Here is a 17,835-nt window from a genome sequence, read left to right on the forward strand (position 1 = left end):
GAACAGGAAAAAAGCTTATGCTTATATAAATGAAATAGTATTAGTATAAGCACGGAAAGGGGAGTATACGGATTGCTGCACGCATCAGCGACTTCTTATGTACTTAAGCCAGGAATTGCTAAAATTACTTGTGAGCCGAATTGGAAATGGCTAAAGCGGGAGAAGCCGCTGGAAAACTTCGACTTATTCTATGTTTGGAGTGGAGAAGGACAAGTCGTGCTCAATGATCAACCTTATGAAGTAAGTAAGGGGAGCTGCTTCTTATTCAGACCTGGCGATCATACGAGTGCAACACATCATCCACAGAAGCCATTAACGCTTACCTATATTCATTTTAATATTGATGCTGATGTTACAGCTATACCGAAGCCTTATCGACAGCTAACGGAGACGGTAGACTTTGAACATTTGCTGGCACGATTCGTTCGATTGCATGTGACTCAGCCTTTCGGAGCTGAAGTAGAAACACAGCTCGTATTGAAGCAGCTGATGATACACCTGCTGCGTGACGAACGTGAAGAACCCCAAGATCGGAAATTGAGCCAGCAGTTAACGATGTCTGTTCATGAGGTTGCTAACTATATCCGGCAAAATCCAGGACTTTCTCATCGGATCGAAGATCTAGCCAAGCGGGCACAGCTGTCGCCTCGTTATTTCTCTGTTAAATTCAAAGAGCTGATCGGTGTGTCTGTGCAAAATTATATTATTCGTTCACGTATTGAACGGGCTGAGCATTTGCTTCATCATGCAGGCATGAATGTGACGGAGGTAGCTGACGCCTTAGGATATCGAGATATCTTCTTCTTCAGCAGGCAGTTCAAGCAGTATACCGGAAGAAGCCCTTCTGAAATAAGATAGCAAAGTCGGTGATACTTTTTACACGATACTGCGTACATATTTAAGCGCTGTGGAAGCAGTTGCTGGTATGAGGAATGAAACACAGCCTCTTTCTATGATAGAATAAGCGTACATAACTTTATAGTTAAAGAGGGGATTAACTTGTCTAATCAAAGCAATTTGAAAGAGTATGGCATTTTGTTAACCGCAATCGAAGTTCACGGCAAAGAATTTTCTTCTCGTATGCGCGGTTACGATGCAGATGAGGTCAATCTTTTTTTAGACCAAATTATTAAAGATTATCAAGCATTTGAACATGTAATTACTGACCTAGAGAAAGAAAATAAAGAACTGAAGCGCAAATTAAATCAATCGACACCTCCTATAGTTCCTGCGAGCCTCAGTGCTTCTACGCCAAGCTCAGAGCAGTCACCGCAAATCGAAGATTTGTTGAATCGCGTTCGCGATTTGGAGTTTCATTGTTGGGGACGAACAAAAGGGTAACGAATAAACAGATTCCGAACCTAGCTATGTAAGCAAAAAAAGCATCCCGTATACGATTTTACATCGTAATACAGGATGCTTTTTTGCGTGCTTCGTCTTGAAAGCTGCCTAATTAGTGTGTCGGTCGTTTCGTAGATTTGGCATGAAGGGTACCTAGCGATTCCCCCATCTTTACGCGTGAACCAAGCTCTAGCTCGGAACTAGGCGTGAATGTGCCGTTCTCGGTAAGCAACACGATCGTAGAGCCGAATTCAAAATATGCCATGTCTTGTCCACGCTCATAGGTAGGAAGCACGGCATCGTCCGCATAACGAATGCTGCTTACATTCAATGCGCCAACCTTGACGACGGATACCTCACCCTGCTCGTGACGAATATACGTTATCAGTCGTTCATTGCGACTGAGCACTCTTGGCATATGGCGCAGGCCAAAGTCGTTAACGGGATAAACCTTACCTGGTACATGCTCGCTTTCGACAGTTGTGCCTGTTACAGGGGCATGGATTCGATGGTAATCGGTAGGGCTCAAGTACAGAACGAAGAAAAATCCATTCTTGTACTTCTGTGCATGAGGAGACTGATGCAACAACTCCTCCAAGGTGTAATCTTGTCCTTTGACATTAAGAATAACACCTTCCTTGATCGTACCCATTCCAGTAATAAGCGCGTCAACAGGACTTAGCAATCTGTCGGTCTCCTGTACGAGTGGACGCATGCCTGGCTTTAGCTTTCTTGTGAAAAAATCATTTAGCGTCGCATACTCATGCAAAGCTTTCTCAGCTTCTCCCACGTTAATTCCGTACGACTTGGCGAACCTTGGAATAAGGCGGCGGCTAGCTCGAGAGTTGGCAAACGACCCTGCTGCTTGTGACACCCACTTGCGGGATGACAGCTCCGTCAGCAGACGCAACAATCGCTTCATCATCATTTGTTATCACCTATATTGTTGGGCGCCTCAGTAGGCGTCCGTAGTCATCATGGAAACTGTCGCTTCCTTTCGACTATCTTGACATAGAACGTCTTAATTTTCAATAACGGATCTGGCATTCGTATATTGAGCTTCTGAATCACTCAATCGTTTAGGACGAAGAAGATGGTGATCGGAGCAGGCTGGCTCCATATGCAATAGGGTTCTCATACGTATCTTTCCATAATTGAAGCAGCTTTGCTTCTTTGAAGCTATAGCGCTGATCACGTCCGTTGCACTCGATAAACAGTGGACAACCATCAGGTGATATGCCGATATCAAGCCCAAAATCAGCGACGTTCGGAAGGGTATTGGCGAGCACATGAGCAATGTGAAGCGAGAAGTTGGATACACGATTCAATAGAACTTCGGCAGTGAAATTAGGAAGTGACGCTCCGACTAGCTGCTCGAAAGGAACAACTGCTCCTCCTTGGGCTACATTCGTTACAAAGGTTGTGGTAGGAGCTACTTTGCCGACAACACCGGTGATATTCCAATTCCGGTCTGAACACTTCTGTACGGAGACACGCAGGTCGAATGGCCTTCCGGCATACTTGGATAGGGGCAAGGTTTGCTGAACGAGATACGTGGCTTTCGTTTTTCGTATTCGATTAAGAATGACTTGTGGGATGACCTCTCCTGTCGTGCGCTGTTGCTGCCAGAGCTGTTTACCCAATCGTGGAGTAGTAGGATAGATAGCCTGCCAGCCGCGGGAGGTGCGTTCCATTTTCATAATGCCTTTACCAACACTGCTATTATTTGGTTTCAAGATGAGAGAATGATGCCGTTTCATAAGGGTGTGAATGGTTTCTTCAGAGGCAATCTCGGTCTCGGGGAGGAACGGATAGAGGTAAGGATCTTTACGCAGTATTTCATGAATGGTTATTTTTCCGTAGCGATTCACTTGATTGTATAAGATGTAGCCACGATCAATGATCGTTTGAATCTTTCGATCGTAGCGGGGATTTGTATAAATGGCTCGATTATGAATAACCCGAGGCAGCGCAATTTTTCGAGAGACGTAACGCTTGCCTTGGCGCATATAGGCTTTCACCTGCATAGAATGCATATCTACGTCTTCAAGTCGAAAGTAGACAGGGATAACCTCATGCCGGTAGGCTGCTTCCTCATACCATGCCAACTTCTCTTGACCTGTCTTGCCAACAGCTACGCCTCGAAGCATACGATCATTGAACAATATACCGATACGTTTATACATGGAACTGTTGGACATAGACAATGCACCTCACTCGGATAATCTTTTATGTAAGCTTTCCGAATCCATTGTATGCATGCAAGAATAAGTTTGTTTGGGCTTGTGCAGATGAGCGATATGAACATTGTTGAGGAAAGGAGGTGTGCTGTGCGAATTCCAAGAGTAGCTATCATTACACCTGGTACTTTTCCTATACCATCTGGTTCCAGCAGTTCAGTTGAGCGAGTCGTTGAGCATGTAGTCAGTTTGTCTCAATTTTCGATGCAGGCAATTATTTATAGCAGGCGTTGGCCTGGGCAAAGTTCGAATGGCTATGTGGCAGACGTGCCTTGCGTGAGAGTTTCATCGTCAGGCGGTCGAGCGTATGTAAAGCAAGTTATACGCCAGTTGCGCACTTATAAGCCGGATATTATTCAGATTGAAAATAGACCACGTTTTATACGCATGCTGCAGCGGGCGTTTCCCCATGCACGTATATGGTTGAATCTGCATTCGCTAACGTTTATTTCGCCAAAATATGTACCAAGACATGTGTTGGCAGAGTTGTTTCAGAAAGTGGATCGGATTTGGGTGAACAGTCATTATTTATACCGCCAAGTAGCTGCATTGGTTCCCTCATGCTCTTCTCGAATAGTAATTAACCCGCTTGGGGTTGATAGAAAGCGGTTCAAGTCGCGCTGGAGCTTGGAAGGGGCTGCAGCGCATGTCGAAGGCAAGCGATCAAACGGATGGGAGCATAAGCACGTTGTCTTGTATGTAGGACGTCTCATTCCGTTAAAAGGAGTTCATTATTTTTTGCAAGCCATTCCACAATTAGTGGAAAAGCATCCTAATACGATGTTTGTTGTAGTGGGCAGCGCTTTCTATGGCTCAACTCGTAAGACGAAATATGTGCGCAAATTGGAGCAGTGGGGGAGGCGTTACCCCAATCATGTTCGGTTCATCCCTTATGTACAGCATGAAGATGTCCCGAAGTGGTATGCAATGGCTGATGTTGTGGTTGTACCGTCTGTTGATAAGGAGGCATTCGGTCTCGTAAACGTGGAAGCCATGGCAACAGGCGTACCTATTGTTGCTTCACGGGCAGGGGGGATTCAAGAAGTAATTATGGATGAGGAGACAGGGATTCTCGTATCATCTACCCAGTTAAAGTTGCAATTAGGCAATGCGGTCTCCCGACTTTTACAGGATGTTGAGCTTCGAGAACGAATGGGCCGTGCGGGTGTGCAGCGTGTTGAACAACTTTTTACATGGGAGCATACAGCAGAGCGTTGGATGAATGAGGTCCGGGCAAGTGACAGCGGTACACCAGCCCGCATATGATACCCTAGGCTTAGACTGCAGCCCGCAAGAAAGGAGAGAACTCATGAAGAAGAAGAAAATAACACGACCTCTTCAGCCTACTGCCCAAAAACCGAAAAAACCACTCTATTACGTTGATAATCCACATACATCTGAGCTTGGAATGTTGGATAAGATGATGAAGAAAAAAGGGCAGGACACGAGACATAAGCAGGCAAAGCTCAACGCTTTGGCTGAATTTCCAGGTATGTCTTCAGAGTTGGATGAGATCGATTTGATGGAAGATCAAGAAGACGGTTTCGTTGCAAAGTCAGGTCGCCATTCATCGGATGAATTTGCAACGGAGGAGCACGACGATGTAAGCGATCATGTTTTTGTGGAGGATGGAATAGAAGGAACGGAAGCCACTTCTGCCGCCCCCCATCAAGATAAAGATGAGCAGCATGAGCATGGGAATAGAACTCCATCAGCAGATGATAAGGAGTTGGAAGAAGGAGAACGTGAATCGGAAACTTCATCTCGGGAAGCAGGCAGAGGTGGAGAACGGAGAGAGCGTTATGAACGTAATGATCGAAATGAACGGAGAGTAAAACGGGAGGCCTCGGAAGAGGAAGAAGCCTCTTCAGCCACTGCTTCCGGTCGTTCAGAACAAGATCGATCCCAGAAGCGTTCACAGGATCGACATCAAGAACGTTCAAGACGCAGAGAATCAGAGAAGGCTGTTCAAGAAGACGATTCAGCAGACTCTAACACGGAATCAGAGCAACATCAATCCGTACCGGCTTCGTCGTCTGATCATGAAGTAGAGTCGGATGGAAAAGGATCACGGAAAAAGACGACATCTGTGCAAGAAGATAAATCTCATTCCACCACTTCAGTGCAAGAGGAACGGCAAACTGCGAATAAAGAGCAGTGGATTGCGGAGAAGCGGGGATCTCAGCGTTCTAAAGCATTTATTTACACAGATGACATCGCAGCTGAAGCGGTAACCACGGAGAAAATAGCGCCTCATGCCATCGATGGGAGCAAGCTGAAGCGCGAGAGCGTTGACACGGATACGATTCGCGATTACGCGATAAATGCGATCAAAATAGCAGATGGTGCAGTGACGGGATCAAAACTTGCACTAGAGTCGATCGCAGGTGAGCATCTGATTCGCAATGCCATTTCTGGCGGGAAAATTCGGGATCGTTCTATTACAGGCGAGAAGATTCGAGATGGCAGCATAACATCAGAGAAGCTGGCTGATAAAACGATTGACTCCTCTAAAATTGCAGAAGGTTCAATTGACACGAAACATTTGCGGGCGCTCATTATTTCGAATGAACTGATCCAAGATCATTCCATCACCTCAGATAAAATCCGAAGCGGCTCGATTCATACCGAGAATCTCGGGAACGAGAGCGTGGATACTTCCAAGCTTGGAGAAGAATCAGTTACGACGTCTAAGTTAAGAGATGGTGCAGTTACTGCGGAGAAACTTGCCCTAGGAAGTATTAATAAGGAGCATCTATCGAATAACAGCGTGTCAGGCAGTGCAATTGCCGATCATACGGTAGAAAGCCGGCATATTGCTGAAGAGCAAGTGCTGACTGAACATTTGGCCGCGGGAGCAGTCAGCGCGCAAAATATCCAAAAAAACGCCGTACAAGGGCAGCATATCTCAGTTGGCGCGATTCAATCTCAACACCTGCAAGAATATGCGATTCGTCAAGAACATATCGGCCAAGGAGAAATTCAAAGCTGGAACGTATCCGATCATGCCATTACCTCCGGCAAACTAGCCGATCAAGCGGTTACGACGATCAAGCTTGTAGAACAAGCAATTACTTCTTCTAAAATAGCTGATCAAAGTATCGTTCCATCTAAAATAGCAGAAGAAGCCATTCAATCTCGCCATATTGCGAGACAATCGATTGAGGCTCCACATATTGCCCCTGCTGCAGTAGAAAGCCAACATATTAGCCAGGATAGTATACGGCGTGAGCATATTAAAAATGAGTCCATCGATGAGCGACACTTGAGTGATGGCGCAGTTACTGCATACATTATTGCTCCCGAAGCGGTACAATCACATCATATCGACAAGCGAGCCGTAGCTACCGAACATATTCAAGACAGTGCTATTCATACTCCTCAAATTGCGACGAGCGCTATTGTAACCGAACATTTAACCGATGCAGGAGTAACTCGCAACAAGCTTGCAGATTGGAGCGTAACATCCGCCAAGCTGGCCGATGATAGTGTACAATCACGACACTTGCAGCAAAGCTCTGTCACTTCACAAGCAATCGCATCTGGTTCCATTCTTGATACACACATTGCACCCGACGCTATCCATTCTAGCCATATCCGCGCCCAATCCATTGATACAGGCATGCTAAGAAATGAAAGCATTTCTAGCGACAAGCTGATGCCTCAAGTCGTTCGAGATCGTCATATTGGTCCTGGTGTTGTATTCTCTCATCATTTAGCAGACTACGTCGTTACCTCACTCAAGTTATCGCCAGAAAGTGTATCTACAGATAAAATTAGCGATATGGCCGTAACGGCAAGCAAGATCGCTCAGCAAAGCGTGACTGGAGATAAAATTGCCGCAGGCAGTATCGAGACTGCCCATCTTATTGAGGGGGCTGTCACGAGTGACATCGTAAGTAATCATGCGATTCAGTCTAGTCACTTGACCACAGGCATTATAGCTACGGAGCATTTACAGGCAGGAGCTGTAGCGGAGCACAATATTGCTTCAGAAGCGATTACGACGGAAAAGATTGCGCCACAAAGCATTCTCTCGAAACAATTGGCGATTGGCAGTGTTCGTTCTCCACATATCGCAGATGAATCCATTAGCAGCGGGCATTTGCAGCTTAACAGTGTAAGTACTTCCCATATTCAACTACAGGCGATTACCGAGCAGCAATTATCTGAAGGTAGTGTCGGTGCAGCGCAATTGCAGCTCGATAGCGTTAGTGAGTCACATATTCGAGAAGGCAGCATATCTTCCACGCATTTGAGGGAGCAGGCGGTACAGGAGCAGCACATTGGACCAGGCTCCATTCAACAGAGTCATTTGACTGAGCGGCTTATTGGTGAACAGCAATTGCAGCCGCAATCCGTATCAGCAGATATCATACAAGACAACAGCATCACTTCCGATAAAATTAATGCCAATGCTGTGCTCAGCAAGCACATTGCATTAGAAACGATTTCTGGTAAGCATGTAAGAGTGGATGCCATTCAAGGCTATCACATTAAAAAAGGCAGCATTAATACATCGCATCTTGCATCTGACATATTGAGTGGTGATCAATGGCCAGATCAGAGCATTGCTGGAAGCAAGCTGAGGCCTCAAGGGATTACGAGCGGACATATCGTAGAGGAAGCCATACAGTCCATTCACATACAGCAAGAAGCTGTAAAGACGGAACACGTTGCAGATCAGGCGATTGCAAGGAGACATATTGCGGATCATGCTGTTGGCAGTGAACATGTTCAAGCGAAAGCGATTAAGACAGAACATATCCAGTCCGATGCAGTATCTACCGCCCATATCCAGCGCGACGCCGTTCAGAACGATCACATTGCACACGGACAAATCGAAGCCAGGCATTATGCTCCGAAATCCATTAAAGCAGAGGCCATTGAAGAGCAGTCTATACATCGCATTCATTTAACCCCTCAGGCAGTAGGAACCGATCAGTTGGAGCCAGGCAGTGTTGCACGTCAGCATATTGCTTTGGGTGCTGTAAGTGCGGATCATATTCAGCCCTCTGCGATTGGCTCCATTCATCTGCAATCTGAACTCATCGATGCACGTCATTTGAAGCCAGGCATTGTGACGTCAGAACATCTAACAGAAGGCGTTGTACTTCCACATCATCTGCATGAGCAAATTATCGAAGAGTCTCATATTCAATCCAATTCGATTCGCTCGGATATGATCAAAGATGGTGCAATCGATAATACAAAGCTTGCCGATGGTGCTGTGAGTAAGAGTAAGCTTGCTGAGAAATCGGTTAGTGGAGCCCATATCGCAGAGAACACAATTGAGAGCCATCATATTAGCAAAGGTGCTGTGGAAGGCGAGCATATTGGTGCGTTGGAAATTATGAGTGAGCATTTGCAGCCGATGTCTATTGTTTCTAGACATCTTGGTGAAGGCATTATTCACAGCGAGCATCTGCAAGATGAAGTAGTTTCAACGGAGAAATTAGGCGAGCATGCTGTTACAAGTGACAAAATAGCACCGAAGTCGATACGCAGTGAACATATAGAGCCTTACGCGATAAGCTCCTACATGTTGCAAGATAACAGCATTATTGCAGAGAAGCTAGCTGATGGCAGTGTAAATGGGGAGAAAATCGGCAAACGTACAATCAGCAGTTCCCACTTGATGAATCAGTCCATCCAATCTGAGGTTATCGGCAATAGTGTTATTGAATCCCGCCATATTGCAGACTTTGCGATCCGTACCCAACATATAGGTGAAGGGGAAATCAATCATCATCATTTAGCAGAAGCTTCTGTTCAAGGGGAGCATTTGCAGCGGGGGCTCATACAGACCGAACACTTGAACGATTATGTGATCACGAGCGACAAGCTGCGGCCTGGCTCTGTAGGAAGTGAAAGCTTATCTGTGGGAGCCGTAGCAAGCGCTCATATTCAGCCTCAAGCGATTCATTCTGCTTTGATTGAGGATGGAGCAGTAACAAGCGATAAGCTAGGCCAGCATAGCGTTGGCTCGGAGCAGCTTGGCAAAGGTGCCGTGAACGCCGTTCATATCGTACCAGATGCAGTCAGCGGTGAGCATATTGCTGAGGGGGCTGTCGGATCTAGACAGCTCGCATCCCAAGCTATTCATGCACACCATATTCTAGATGGTGCTGTAACAGCCGAGCATTTGCAAGAGAAATCCGTGGCTTCTTCTCACATCCAGCAATCTGCGATTCGTACGGAACATGTCGTGGATGAGTCGATTGGGTCCGAGAAACTGCAAAATCGAGCTGTTCATAGTAAAAAGCTAGCACTGAAGTCAGTTGGATCTGAGCATATACAAGATGAAGCGATCCATACAGCTATGCTTCAACCGAACAGTGTGGATAACGAAAGAATTGCGAATGGAGCTATTACAGGACTGAAAATTGCTTCAGAGTCGATTCACTCTTCTCACTTGCGAAACGAGTCGGTTCTGTCTGAGCATTTAGGCAGCGGCGTTGTCAACTCTCGTGCGCTGCGAGCGCAAGCCGTAGATTCCTCCCATATTGCAAACGGGGCAGTCCGCAGCGATCATATTGAAGTTCAAGCGATAGGGCCGCATCATTTGCAATCGTTCGCGGTTATGTCTGAACATCTTCATGATGAGGCAGTTACACAAACAAAGCTGTCAGCAGGGGCAGTTACAGCCGAAAAGATTGCTCGCGGCGCGATCCGTGGTGATTTGCTTGCAGAGTCAGCAGTGTCATCAACTGCAATCGCCCCTGGAGCTGTAACTGGGGAGAAAGTAGCTCTTGAAGGGATAGCGTCAGAGCATATTGCACCTCAATCGATACAGGAAGAGCATCTCGCTTCTCAGGCTGTGAAGTCTGCTCATCTTGCACCACAATCTGTCCTAGCACAACATATCCAAGATGGCGAAATCGGAGCGGAGCATATGCGCCCGATGTCGATTGGTCCAGAACATCTGAAGCCAGGCGTATTCCAGCTAGAGCATTTATTTACGGAAAAATGGGATGGCAGCTTTATCAATGATCGTTCCATAACGCATCAGCAGTTGGCGGATCATACGATCACATCCGAGCAGATCGAACCTTATGGCATTGAATCGGAGTCACTCGCGATTGGAGCGGTGACGCGAGAAAGTATTTCGCATGAAGCTGTTCATTCTGAGCATCTTGCGCCTTCATCGGTTCGGGGGGATCACCTTGCAGATGCTAGTGTCCAGAACGAACATTTTGCAAAAGGCGCGGTAAATACCGATGCACTCGCAGATTGGAGTGTTAGCGCTGCGAAGTTGGCTGCTGGTGCAGTCCGTTCTAGTCATTTGGCCGATATGGCTGTATGGTCTCAGCATATTGTGGATGAGGCGATTCATTCGAATCATCTTCTCGAATCTTCTGTTGTCCGTGAGAAAATTGCTCATCGAGCTGTAGACAGTGACCGAATCGCCATAGACAGCGTAACAGGCATGCACATTCAAAATGAAGCTGTTAGCACTCGCCATCTTACTCCTGATGCGGTATCTGGTAAGCATATTCAAGCAGATACGATAGCACGTGCGCATATAACGGCTGAAGCCATTGATTCATCGCATTTATCTGCTTTGTCTGTTCAGGGACATCACTTAGTAGAAGAAGTGATACACAGTCACCATCTTGCTCAAGACTCTGTCCATGCAGGACATTTAAAAGAAGCGGTAATCGAGGAGCGCCATCTTACCCCAAATTCGGTTAAAGGCGAGCATATCCAGCTTCATAGCATTGCAACTGACCACCTTACAGAAGGCGTGATCGGGGAGGAGCATTTACAGGAAGGAGCAGTCACCTCCAGAGCTATTCATCCTTCCTCTATTGATAGCACTCATCTTGCTCATGCAGCTGTAGGCCATGATCATGTTCAACCTAGCATTATTGACGCTGAACATGTACGGCCTAATGCGATCACTTCTCTCCATCTTCAAGATCAAGCAGTGACTTCCAGCAAAATGGGGCTGGAGGCTGTACAAGGCAAGCATTTGGCAGAGGGAGCAGTGTCGTCCTATGTGCTTGGTGCCTTTTCAGTCACAAGTGATAAGGTTGCACCTGATACGATTTTACCAGAACATCTATCGATTGGTGCTGTTGAAAGCAGTCATGTTTCCCCTCAAGCGATACGGGCAGAACATCTTGCGGTACACGCGATAAACGCTCATCATATTGGTGCTGGTGAGATTCGAGCTGAGCATTTGCAGCCTCAGGCGATAGGTCCAGAACATTTAAAACCGGGCGTCTTCCAGTTGGAGCATCTATGTGGAGATGATCAAGGCTTAGATGGCTCTTTTATTCTCGATGGTACGCTTAATGGCGAACATTTGGTTGAGCATACGATTACATCCAAGCAGATTGAGGATCTTGGTATACAAGGTGAATCGCTTGCTGATGGAGCGATAACACGTGCGAAGCTATCGGTTGAATCCGTTCATGCGGAGCATCTAGCACCGACTTCTATTCGCAGTGGCCATATCATGAATGAAAATATACAAGGCAGGCATATTGCAGAAGGTGCAATCAGCGGGGAGAAGCTGACAGACGCCAGCATTACTGCTCAAAAGTTGGTCCATGGGTCCATCCAAGCTGACCATCTAGCTGGGGCTGCCATTCATTCCATTCATGTTGCAGAAGGAGCCATTCGTTCAGGGCACTTGCAAGAACTGTCTGTGCTACGGGAACACATTGCCCACCGAGCAGTAGATAGTGAACAGATTGCGACGGATAGTATTGGCGGAGAGCATCTTCAAGTGGACGCTGTAACATCACGCCATCTGGCTGCAACAGCAGTAAAAGGCATTCATCTTGCCCCTGAGAGCATTCAAGCTGTTCATTTGCAAAATATGGTGATCGAAGAGCGCCATATCGGAGATCACGTCATAGGTGGGGAGCATGTAAGACCGCTCAGTATTATGGCAGAACATCTCTCGCCTTTATCAATTAGTGGAGAACATCTTCAGGAGGGATCGGTAACAAGCCATTCCATTCGTCCTCATTCTGTAGAGAGCATTCATCTTGCCAATGAAGTAATTGGCGCTAAACAGATGCAAGCTGATTCGATACAGGCGAAGCATATTCAGCTGAATACGGTTGCTGCTGAGCATGTACAGAAACAGGCGATTACCTCGGAAAAAATTGCATTCGGTGCTGTAGGCGAGGATCATCTGGCAGCTGATTCGATACGTGAGGATCATTTGGGTGAGAACTCGGTATCTACAAGTGCACTTATTCCTAAGTCTGTCACGAGTGATAAGTTGTCTGTTTGCGCCGTACAGTCTGATCATTTGGCAGATGAAGTCATTCGCTCTAATCATGTTGGTACGGGTGTCATTCGCGCATCGCACATTCAGCCGATGTCGATTAATCAAGAACATTTGACCGCTGGTGTCATTCGCGAGTATCACATGACAATGGAGGCTGTACAAGGGGCTCATATTGCTCCTTACGTAATCGAATCAGGACATTTGCAGGATTCGGTTATTGAAGAACGCCATCTAGCTTATCAATCGGTGAAGAATGAGCATTTGCAGCCTCAAAGTATAACGAAAGAGCATGTAGCACCGTCTGCCATTAGTGCCGATCATTTGCAAGAAGGTGCAGTTACTGCCCGTGCGATTCGGCCGTTGTCGATTGAATCATCCCATCTTACTCCTAGCTTGATCAGTTCCGATCATGTGCGGGTTCATGCTATTAGCAAACAGCATATTCAGCCAGAAGCGATAGCAAATGAACATTTACAAGAGGGGAGTGTTGGTTCAAGCAAGTTGGCCCCAAGTGCAGTGACCGCTGTTCATCTTGCTCATGGCAGCGTGCAAGCTGGTCACATTGCACATGGGAGTGTGCAAGCAGGGCAAATCGCCCATGGCAACGTGCTGGCCGTGCATCTTGCTCACGGCAGCGTGCAAGCGGCTCATATCGCCAAGGGAAATGTGCAATCCTCCCATTTAGCTCTTGATAGCATACAGGCGGAGCATATCGCAAACCAATCCGTGCTAGCTGAGCATTTGACAACGGGCGCAGTAGAAACAGATGCTATTGCAGATTTCAGTGTCATCTCATCCAAGCTGGCGCTTGAATCCGTGCAGGGCGATCACCTTGCGGAATTGTCTGTGGCTTCACAGCATATTACAGATGGAGCCATTCGCTCCTATCACCTGCAAGAGCTGTCTGTCATCCGCGATCATATTACGATGGGGGCAGTGGATGGAGACCGTATAGCGGTAGACAGCATTAGTGATGGGCATATTCAAAACCATGCGATCTTGGAGCGTCATCTTACTGATAAATCCGTAGCAGGCAGTCATATTCAGCATGGTGTGGTTAGCAGCTCTCATCTCGCAGCTGAAGCAGTAGCAGGTGAGCATATTGGTTCTCAAGCGGTACAGTCTTCTCATCTATCACCTTGTGTTGTTAAAGCGCGGCATGTTGGGGTTGGAGAAATTATAGGCGTCCACATTCAGCCTCAGTCTATCGGTGCAGAGCATATTCAACAAGGTGCAATTCAATTCAAGCATCTCAACTTGGAAGATTTGAGTGGAACGAAGCTGCTCGACCAATCGGTTGGCGGCGAAAAGTTGACTGAGGGTGCAATTCAAACCTCTCACTTGGCAGATGGAAGTGTAACGAAGACGCAAATCGCTCCGCTTGCGGTAGGCTGGAATCAGTTGGATGAATCGCTCAAACAAAAACTTGCGAGCCTGGAATCATCCGGACAATTGGCGGCTGCTTCTCCTTCCATCGCTGTACACTCGGTAGGCGAGCATAAAGCTCCGCTCCAGCAGTTTGGCAAATCTGCTTTTTCGTTCGACAACTTCTCTGAAACATTGGAAGTGAACTTGACCTTCGATGAAGCTTACGAAGATGGTCAATACGTTGTCGTTGTCACCGCTAATCACCCTTCGTGCTATGCGGTCCTTAAAGAACAGTATCCAACGCATGCCGTAGTGGAGCTGATTCGTACGAGAATAAGCCCGACGCCTCAAGGACAGCTCTCTTGGATTGCGATCGGTTAAATGAACGAACGTAGGCTGGATGTATAACACATCCAGCCTATTTGTGTGCTGCCATTGAGAAATAAGGTCGTCTGTACGCTTGCCGTTACCGTGTGCGCATATAACCATACAATATGGATAGCGATACACGATAAAGGATGTAAGGAGGAAGATGATGCCTAGGGTGAAGCGTGGAAAGCGGAGCAGGGGGAGTGTCCAAGCGAAGTTAAGAAGTAAGCAACGAGCCACACAGCAGCGTCGATTGAAACGTACAAGTCGTAAGCGCGACCGTACAAATACGGTACGTTATGCTGCCAAGAAGAGCGGCAAGCAGCCACCGCTTTTAACAGCCGACACATACGATTCCTCACATGAGCGTGATTTTCATCGTCACAATCCAGTCGTGTCTGTTATTATACCTGTCTTGAATGAACGGAAGACAATTCGCCGCGTCGTTCTAGAAGCACGACGTATTCATCCGAACACGGAAGTTATCGTTGTTTCCAATGGTACGACAGATGGCTCGGATCGTTTAGCGGAACGGGCGGGAGCCAAGGTGCTGCGATACAAGCAAGCGCTTGGACACGATGTCGGTCGTAAGGCTGGTGCAGAAGTGGCAAAAGGCTCCATTTTGTTATTTATAGATGGAGATATGGTGCTTGCTGCTAAGCAACTAAGACCATTCGTGCAGGCGATAAAAGATGGGGCGGATGTAGCATTAAACCAATATTCTGGTCCGCAGCAGCAAAGAGATATACATCCTGTTGTATTGGCTAAATATGCACTGAACGCACTGCTTCAGCATTCAGAATTGCGTGGAATGTCGATGACAGCTGTTCCACACGCGTTGAGTCTCAGTGCTCTCCAAATAATAGGTGTAGAGCACCTTGCTACCCCACCTGTAGCCCATGCTATCGCTCTGCAAAAGGGCTTAAAAGTGAGAGGTTGTACGTATATTCCTGTAGGTAAGCTGAATATGCGCCGTGCTAGTTCGACTGCTGCAGATCCATTGAAGCTAGTTGTGGACAACGATCATATGCAAGCTGTTCGTTGGCTGCTGGAGAATACAGACCGTCGGGGTGGATTAACAGACTTGAATCGGCAGCGGCAGCAAGTGAGGTGATTGGCATGCAGGCATCGGCAAGTGAACGGAGATTTAGGAGGCGAGGCGTCTTCATTCGGGAACGCAGAAGAACAGCAGCTGTGCAGCGGCGTAAGTCACAGTCGTCTCCATTACGGTTGCATAAGCGATCCCCCGAACAAAGTCGTGATCGGCGAACTTCTCGTCAAAAACGCAAAGAACATCCTACGTTAAGACGTGTGCAGGGTGCGAGAGCAGTAAGAAAGTCGCGTTTACCGAAGACGTTGCAGCGTTTGAAGCGCAGCAATCAGCAGCGTCATGATCGACTGACTCAGGCGCTCAGTCCAGAACGAAAAGTAGACGATTTGTCATTATATCGAGGGGACTCTTCGCAAACGCGGTCAGCAGTTAGCCAGCTAATGTACAGTAAAAACTCCTTCCGAGCAGCAGGAAATAGAGATGCTGTTCAATGGGGGGAATCAGATAGAGACCTGTCTCCTTTGCAGCTTACACGCCAAATAAATCAGCGTTTTATCCAATCCTTGCAGCTAGAAGGCATTGCATCTACTCCTGATGCCCATACAAGCTATGACGATATAATCGCGCTAGGCCGTAGTTATGCTGAGGGATATGCGGATATTCGTAATGGTGTTGGCGCAGACGCTATTCTGCTTCCGACATCTGTGAAGCTGGGTGCGGTCCTATGTGCTTATAACGAACAGGATTGCATTGCGGCAACGTTGAAGCAGCTTGCTAGATTACCGTTGGATGAGATTGCCATCGTCGTGAACGGTTCTGTAGATCGAACGTTTGAGCTTGCTAGAAAGTCACTGCCAGAAGCAATTGTCGTTCATTTTGAAAAGCCGTTAGGCCATGATGTAGGTCGAGCAATAGGGGCTAAGATGCTGCAAGTGGACGCGGTATTATTTACAGATTGTGACTTTATGATAGATGCGGAGCAACTAGGAGCTTATTTATGGAGTGTCGTTTCTGGTGTAGATGTGGCACTAAATGATATCCGGCCTTTCTTGGATAGGTTCGAACAGCAGGATGGTATTAGTTACTGCAAACAGTGGGTTAATCAGGAGCTTGGGCGTCCTGACTTGGCGATGAATTCCATGACAGCAATTCCCCATGCATTGAGCAGTAAAGCGATTCACACGATTGGCTATGAAGCGTTATGTGTGCCACCGAGAGCACATGCATTGGCTGTGCTGCATGGCTTGAACGTGCAAACAGCTTGTGCAGTAGACGTAATTACACAGAATCGTTTGCGTACTACGAATATTGGTATAGGAAACCCAGTAGCCCAGCTTATTATCGGTGACCATATGGAAGCGTTGGAAGCCGTGTGGAATTGGAAGCGAGACGAATTGAATGCCGTACAATCGGTACGCGCCGATATTGCTTGGAGGAGGAATAAATGATGGCTCTCCTGCAAGAGAAAGCTCCCTTAACAAGTATTGTTATACCAACATACAATCGTTGCGAGCTGCTTCGTTCCTGTATTAAAGCAATCAAGACCTATACCCATACACCCTATGAAATTATTGTCGTAGATAACGGTTCCACAGACCACACGTTATCGTATTGTTTAGAGGAAGGGCTTACGTGCATTTCATTGCCATCAAATACAGGATTTCCATATGCGTGTAATGCAGGGATGCGTTTAAGCTCTGGAGACGTTGTCATCTTGTTGAATAACGATGTTATTGTTGCTCACCGTTGGTTGGACCAACTGTTGGCTGCGCTGATGTCAGAACCTCAAATTGGTATCGTTGGTCCTGTAACTAATTATGCGAGTGGCAAGCAGCAAGTCCACCATCCTTACGATACGGTAGAGCAATTCCAACATATCGCCTATAGAGTGAATCAAAAGCCTGATCCGTCCAAATGGCTGCGCGTACAGCGGGTTGTAGGACTATGTTTCGTTATGAAGCGTGCTGTTATGGAACGAGTTGGCTATTTGGATGAGCGCTTTAGTCCTGGTCACTATGAAGACGATGATTATTGTCTACGTGCCAAAATGAATGGCTTCCAACTCGTTGTATGTGAAGATGCGCTTGTTCATCATTACGGCAGCCATAGCTTCAAAGAGCATGGCCAAGAACAGTTGGATCAAATAATTGCACGCAGTTATGAGCGCTTCAAGGAAAAATGGAACATAGATCCACATCAGTTCATTTAAGGAGGGA

General features: G+C 46.9%; 9 protein-coding genes. 7 read left to right on the top strand and 2 right to left on the bottom strand.

Annotated features, from left to right (window positions below):
• Window positions 1–72: 72 nt before the first annotated feature.
• On the top strand, window positions 73–858 hold the full coding sequence (locus NQ117_RS20775) for a helix-turn-helix domain-containing protein (RefSeq protein WP_258279929.1): 786 nt from the start codon (window positions 73–75) through the stop codon (window positions 856–858).
• Between the two features lie 141 nt (window positions 859–999).
• A complete protein-coding gene (locus NQ117_RS20780) occupies window positions 1,000–1,341 on the top strand; it encodes a DivIVA domain-containing protein (RefSeq protein ID WP_309137899.1) in 342 nt (113 codons plus the stop codon).
• A gap of 112 nt (window positions 1,342–1,453) precedes the next feature.
• Here the strand turns inward: NQ117_RS20780 and asd are convergent, their stop codons facing one another.
• Window positions 1,454–2,266: an archaetidylserine decarboxylase gene (gene asd / locus NQ117_RS20785; RefSeq protein ID WP_258280041.1), complete on the bottom strand. Its 813-nt coding sequence runs from the start codon at window positions 2,264–2,266 to the stop codon at window positions 1,454–1,456.
• Between the two features lie 154 nt (window positions 2,267–2,420).
• Window positions 2,421–3,542: a YheC/YheD family endospore coat-associated protein gene (locus NQ117_RS20790; protein ID WP_258279930.1), complete on the bottom strand. Its 1,122-nt coding sequence runs from the start codon at window positions 3,540–3,542 to the stop codon at window positions 2,421–2,423.
• Window positions 3,543–3,671: 129 nt separating this feature from the next.
• On the opposite strand from NQ117_RS20790, the gene NQ117_RS20795 reads away from it, so the two are divergent.
• From NQ117_RS20795 to NQ117_RS20815, 5 genes are all read left to right on the top strand, one after another.
• The gene (locus tag NQ117_RS20795; RefSeq protein ID WP_258279931.1) at window positions 3,672–4,847 is read left to right on the top strand and encodes a glycosyltransferase family 4 protein; all 1,176 of its coding nucleotides are present in this window, start codon (window positions 3,672–3,674) and stop codon (window positions 4,845–4,847) included.
• 43 nt (window positions 4,848–4,890) lie between these two features.
• On the top strand, window positions 4,891–14,580 hold the full coding sequence (locus NQ117_RS20800; protein WP_258279932.1) for a WIAG-tail domain: 9,690 nt from the start codon (window positions 4,891–4,893) through the stop codon (window positions 14,578–14,580).
• A gap of 151 nt (window positions 14,581–14,731) precedes the next feature.
• Complete coding sequence (locus tag NQ117_RS20805; RefSeq protein ID WP_258279933.1) at window positions 14,732–15,682, top strand: glycosyltransferase family 2 protein; 951 nt, start codon at window positions 14,732–14,734, stop codon at window positions 15,680–15,682.
• A gap of 5 nt (window positions 15,683–15,687) precedes the next feature.
• Entirely contained in the window at window positions 15,688–17,067 is a 1,380-nt protein-coding gene (locus NQ117_RS20810) for a glycosyltransferase family 2 protein (protein ID WP_258279934.1), read from the top strand.
• A complete protein-coding gene (locus NQ117_RS20815; protein WP_258279935.1) occupies window positions 17,064–17,828 on the top strand; it encodes a glycosyltransferase family 2 protein in 765 nt (254 codons plus the stop codon). The genes NQ117_RS20810 and NQ117_RS20815 overlap by 4 nt, the downstream gene beginning before the upstream one ends.
• Window positions 17,829–17,835 lie beyond the last annotated feature (7 nt).

Source organism: Paenibacillus sp. SC116 (assembly GCF_024733555.1).
Lineage (GTDB): Bacteria > Bacillota > Bacilli > Paenibacillales > Paenibacillaceae > Paenibacillus_B.

Bases quoted from the DNA above. Each gene is read 5' to 3' on its own strand.
- asd (WP_258280041.1), bottom strand. From the start codon at position 2,266: ATGATGAAGCGATTGTTGCGTCTGCTGACGGAGCTGTCATCCCGCAAG.
- NQ117_RS20790 (WP_258279930.1), bottom strand. From the start codon at position 3,542: ATGTCCAACAGTTCCATGTATAAACGTATCGGTATATTGTTCAATGAT.
- NQ117_RS20800 (WP_258279932.1), top strand. From the start codon at position 4,891: ATGAAGAAGAAGAAAATAACACGACCTCTTCAGCCTACTGCCCAAAAA.
- NQ117_RS20805 (WP_258279933.1), top strand. From the start codon at position 14,732: ATGATGCCTAGGGTGAAGCGTGGAAAGCGGAGCAGGGGGAGTGTCCAA.
- NQ117_RS20810 (WP_258279934.1), top strand. From the start codon at position 15,688: ATGCAGGCATCGGCAAGTGAACGGAGATTTAGGAGGCGAGGCGTCTTC.
- NQ117_RS20815 (WP_258279935.1), top strand. From the start codon at position 17,064: ATGATGGCTCTCCTGCAAGAGAAAGCTCCCTTAACAAGTATTGTTATA.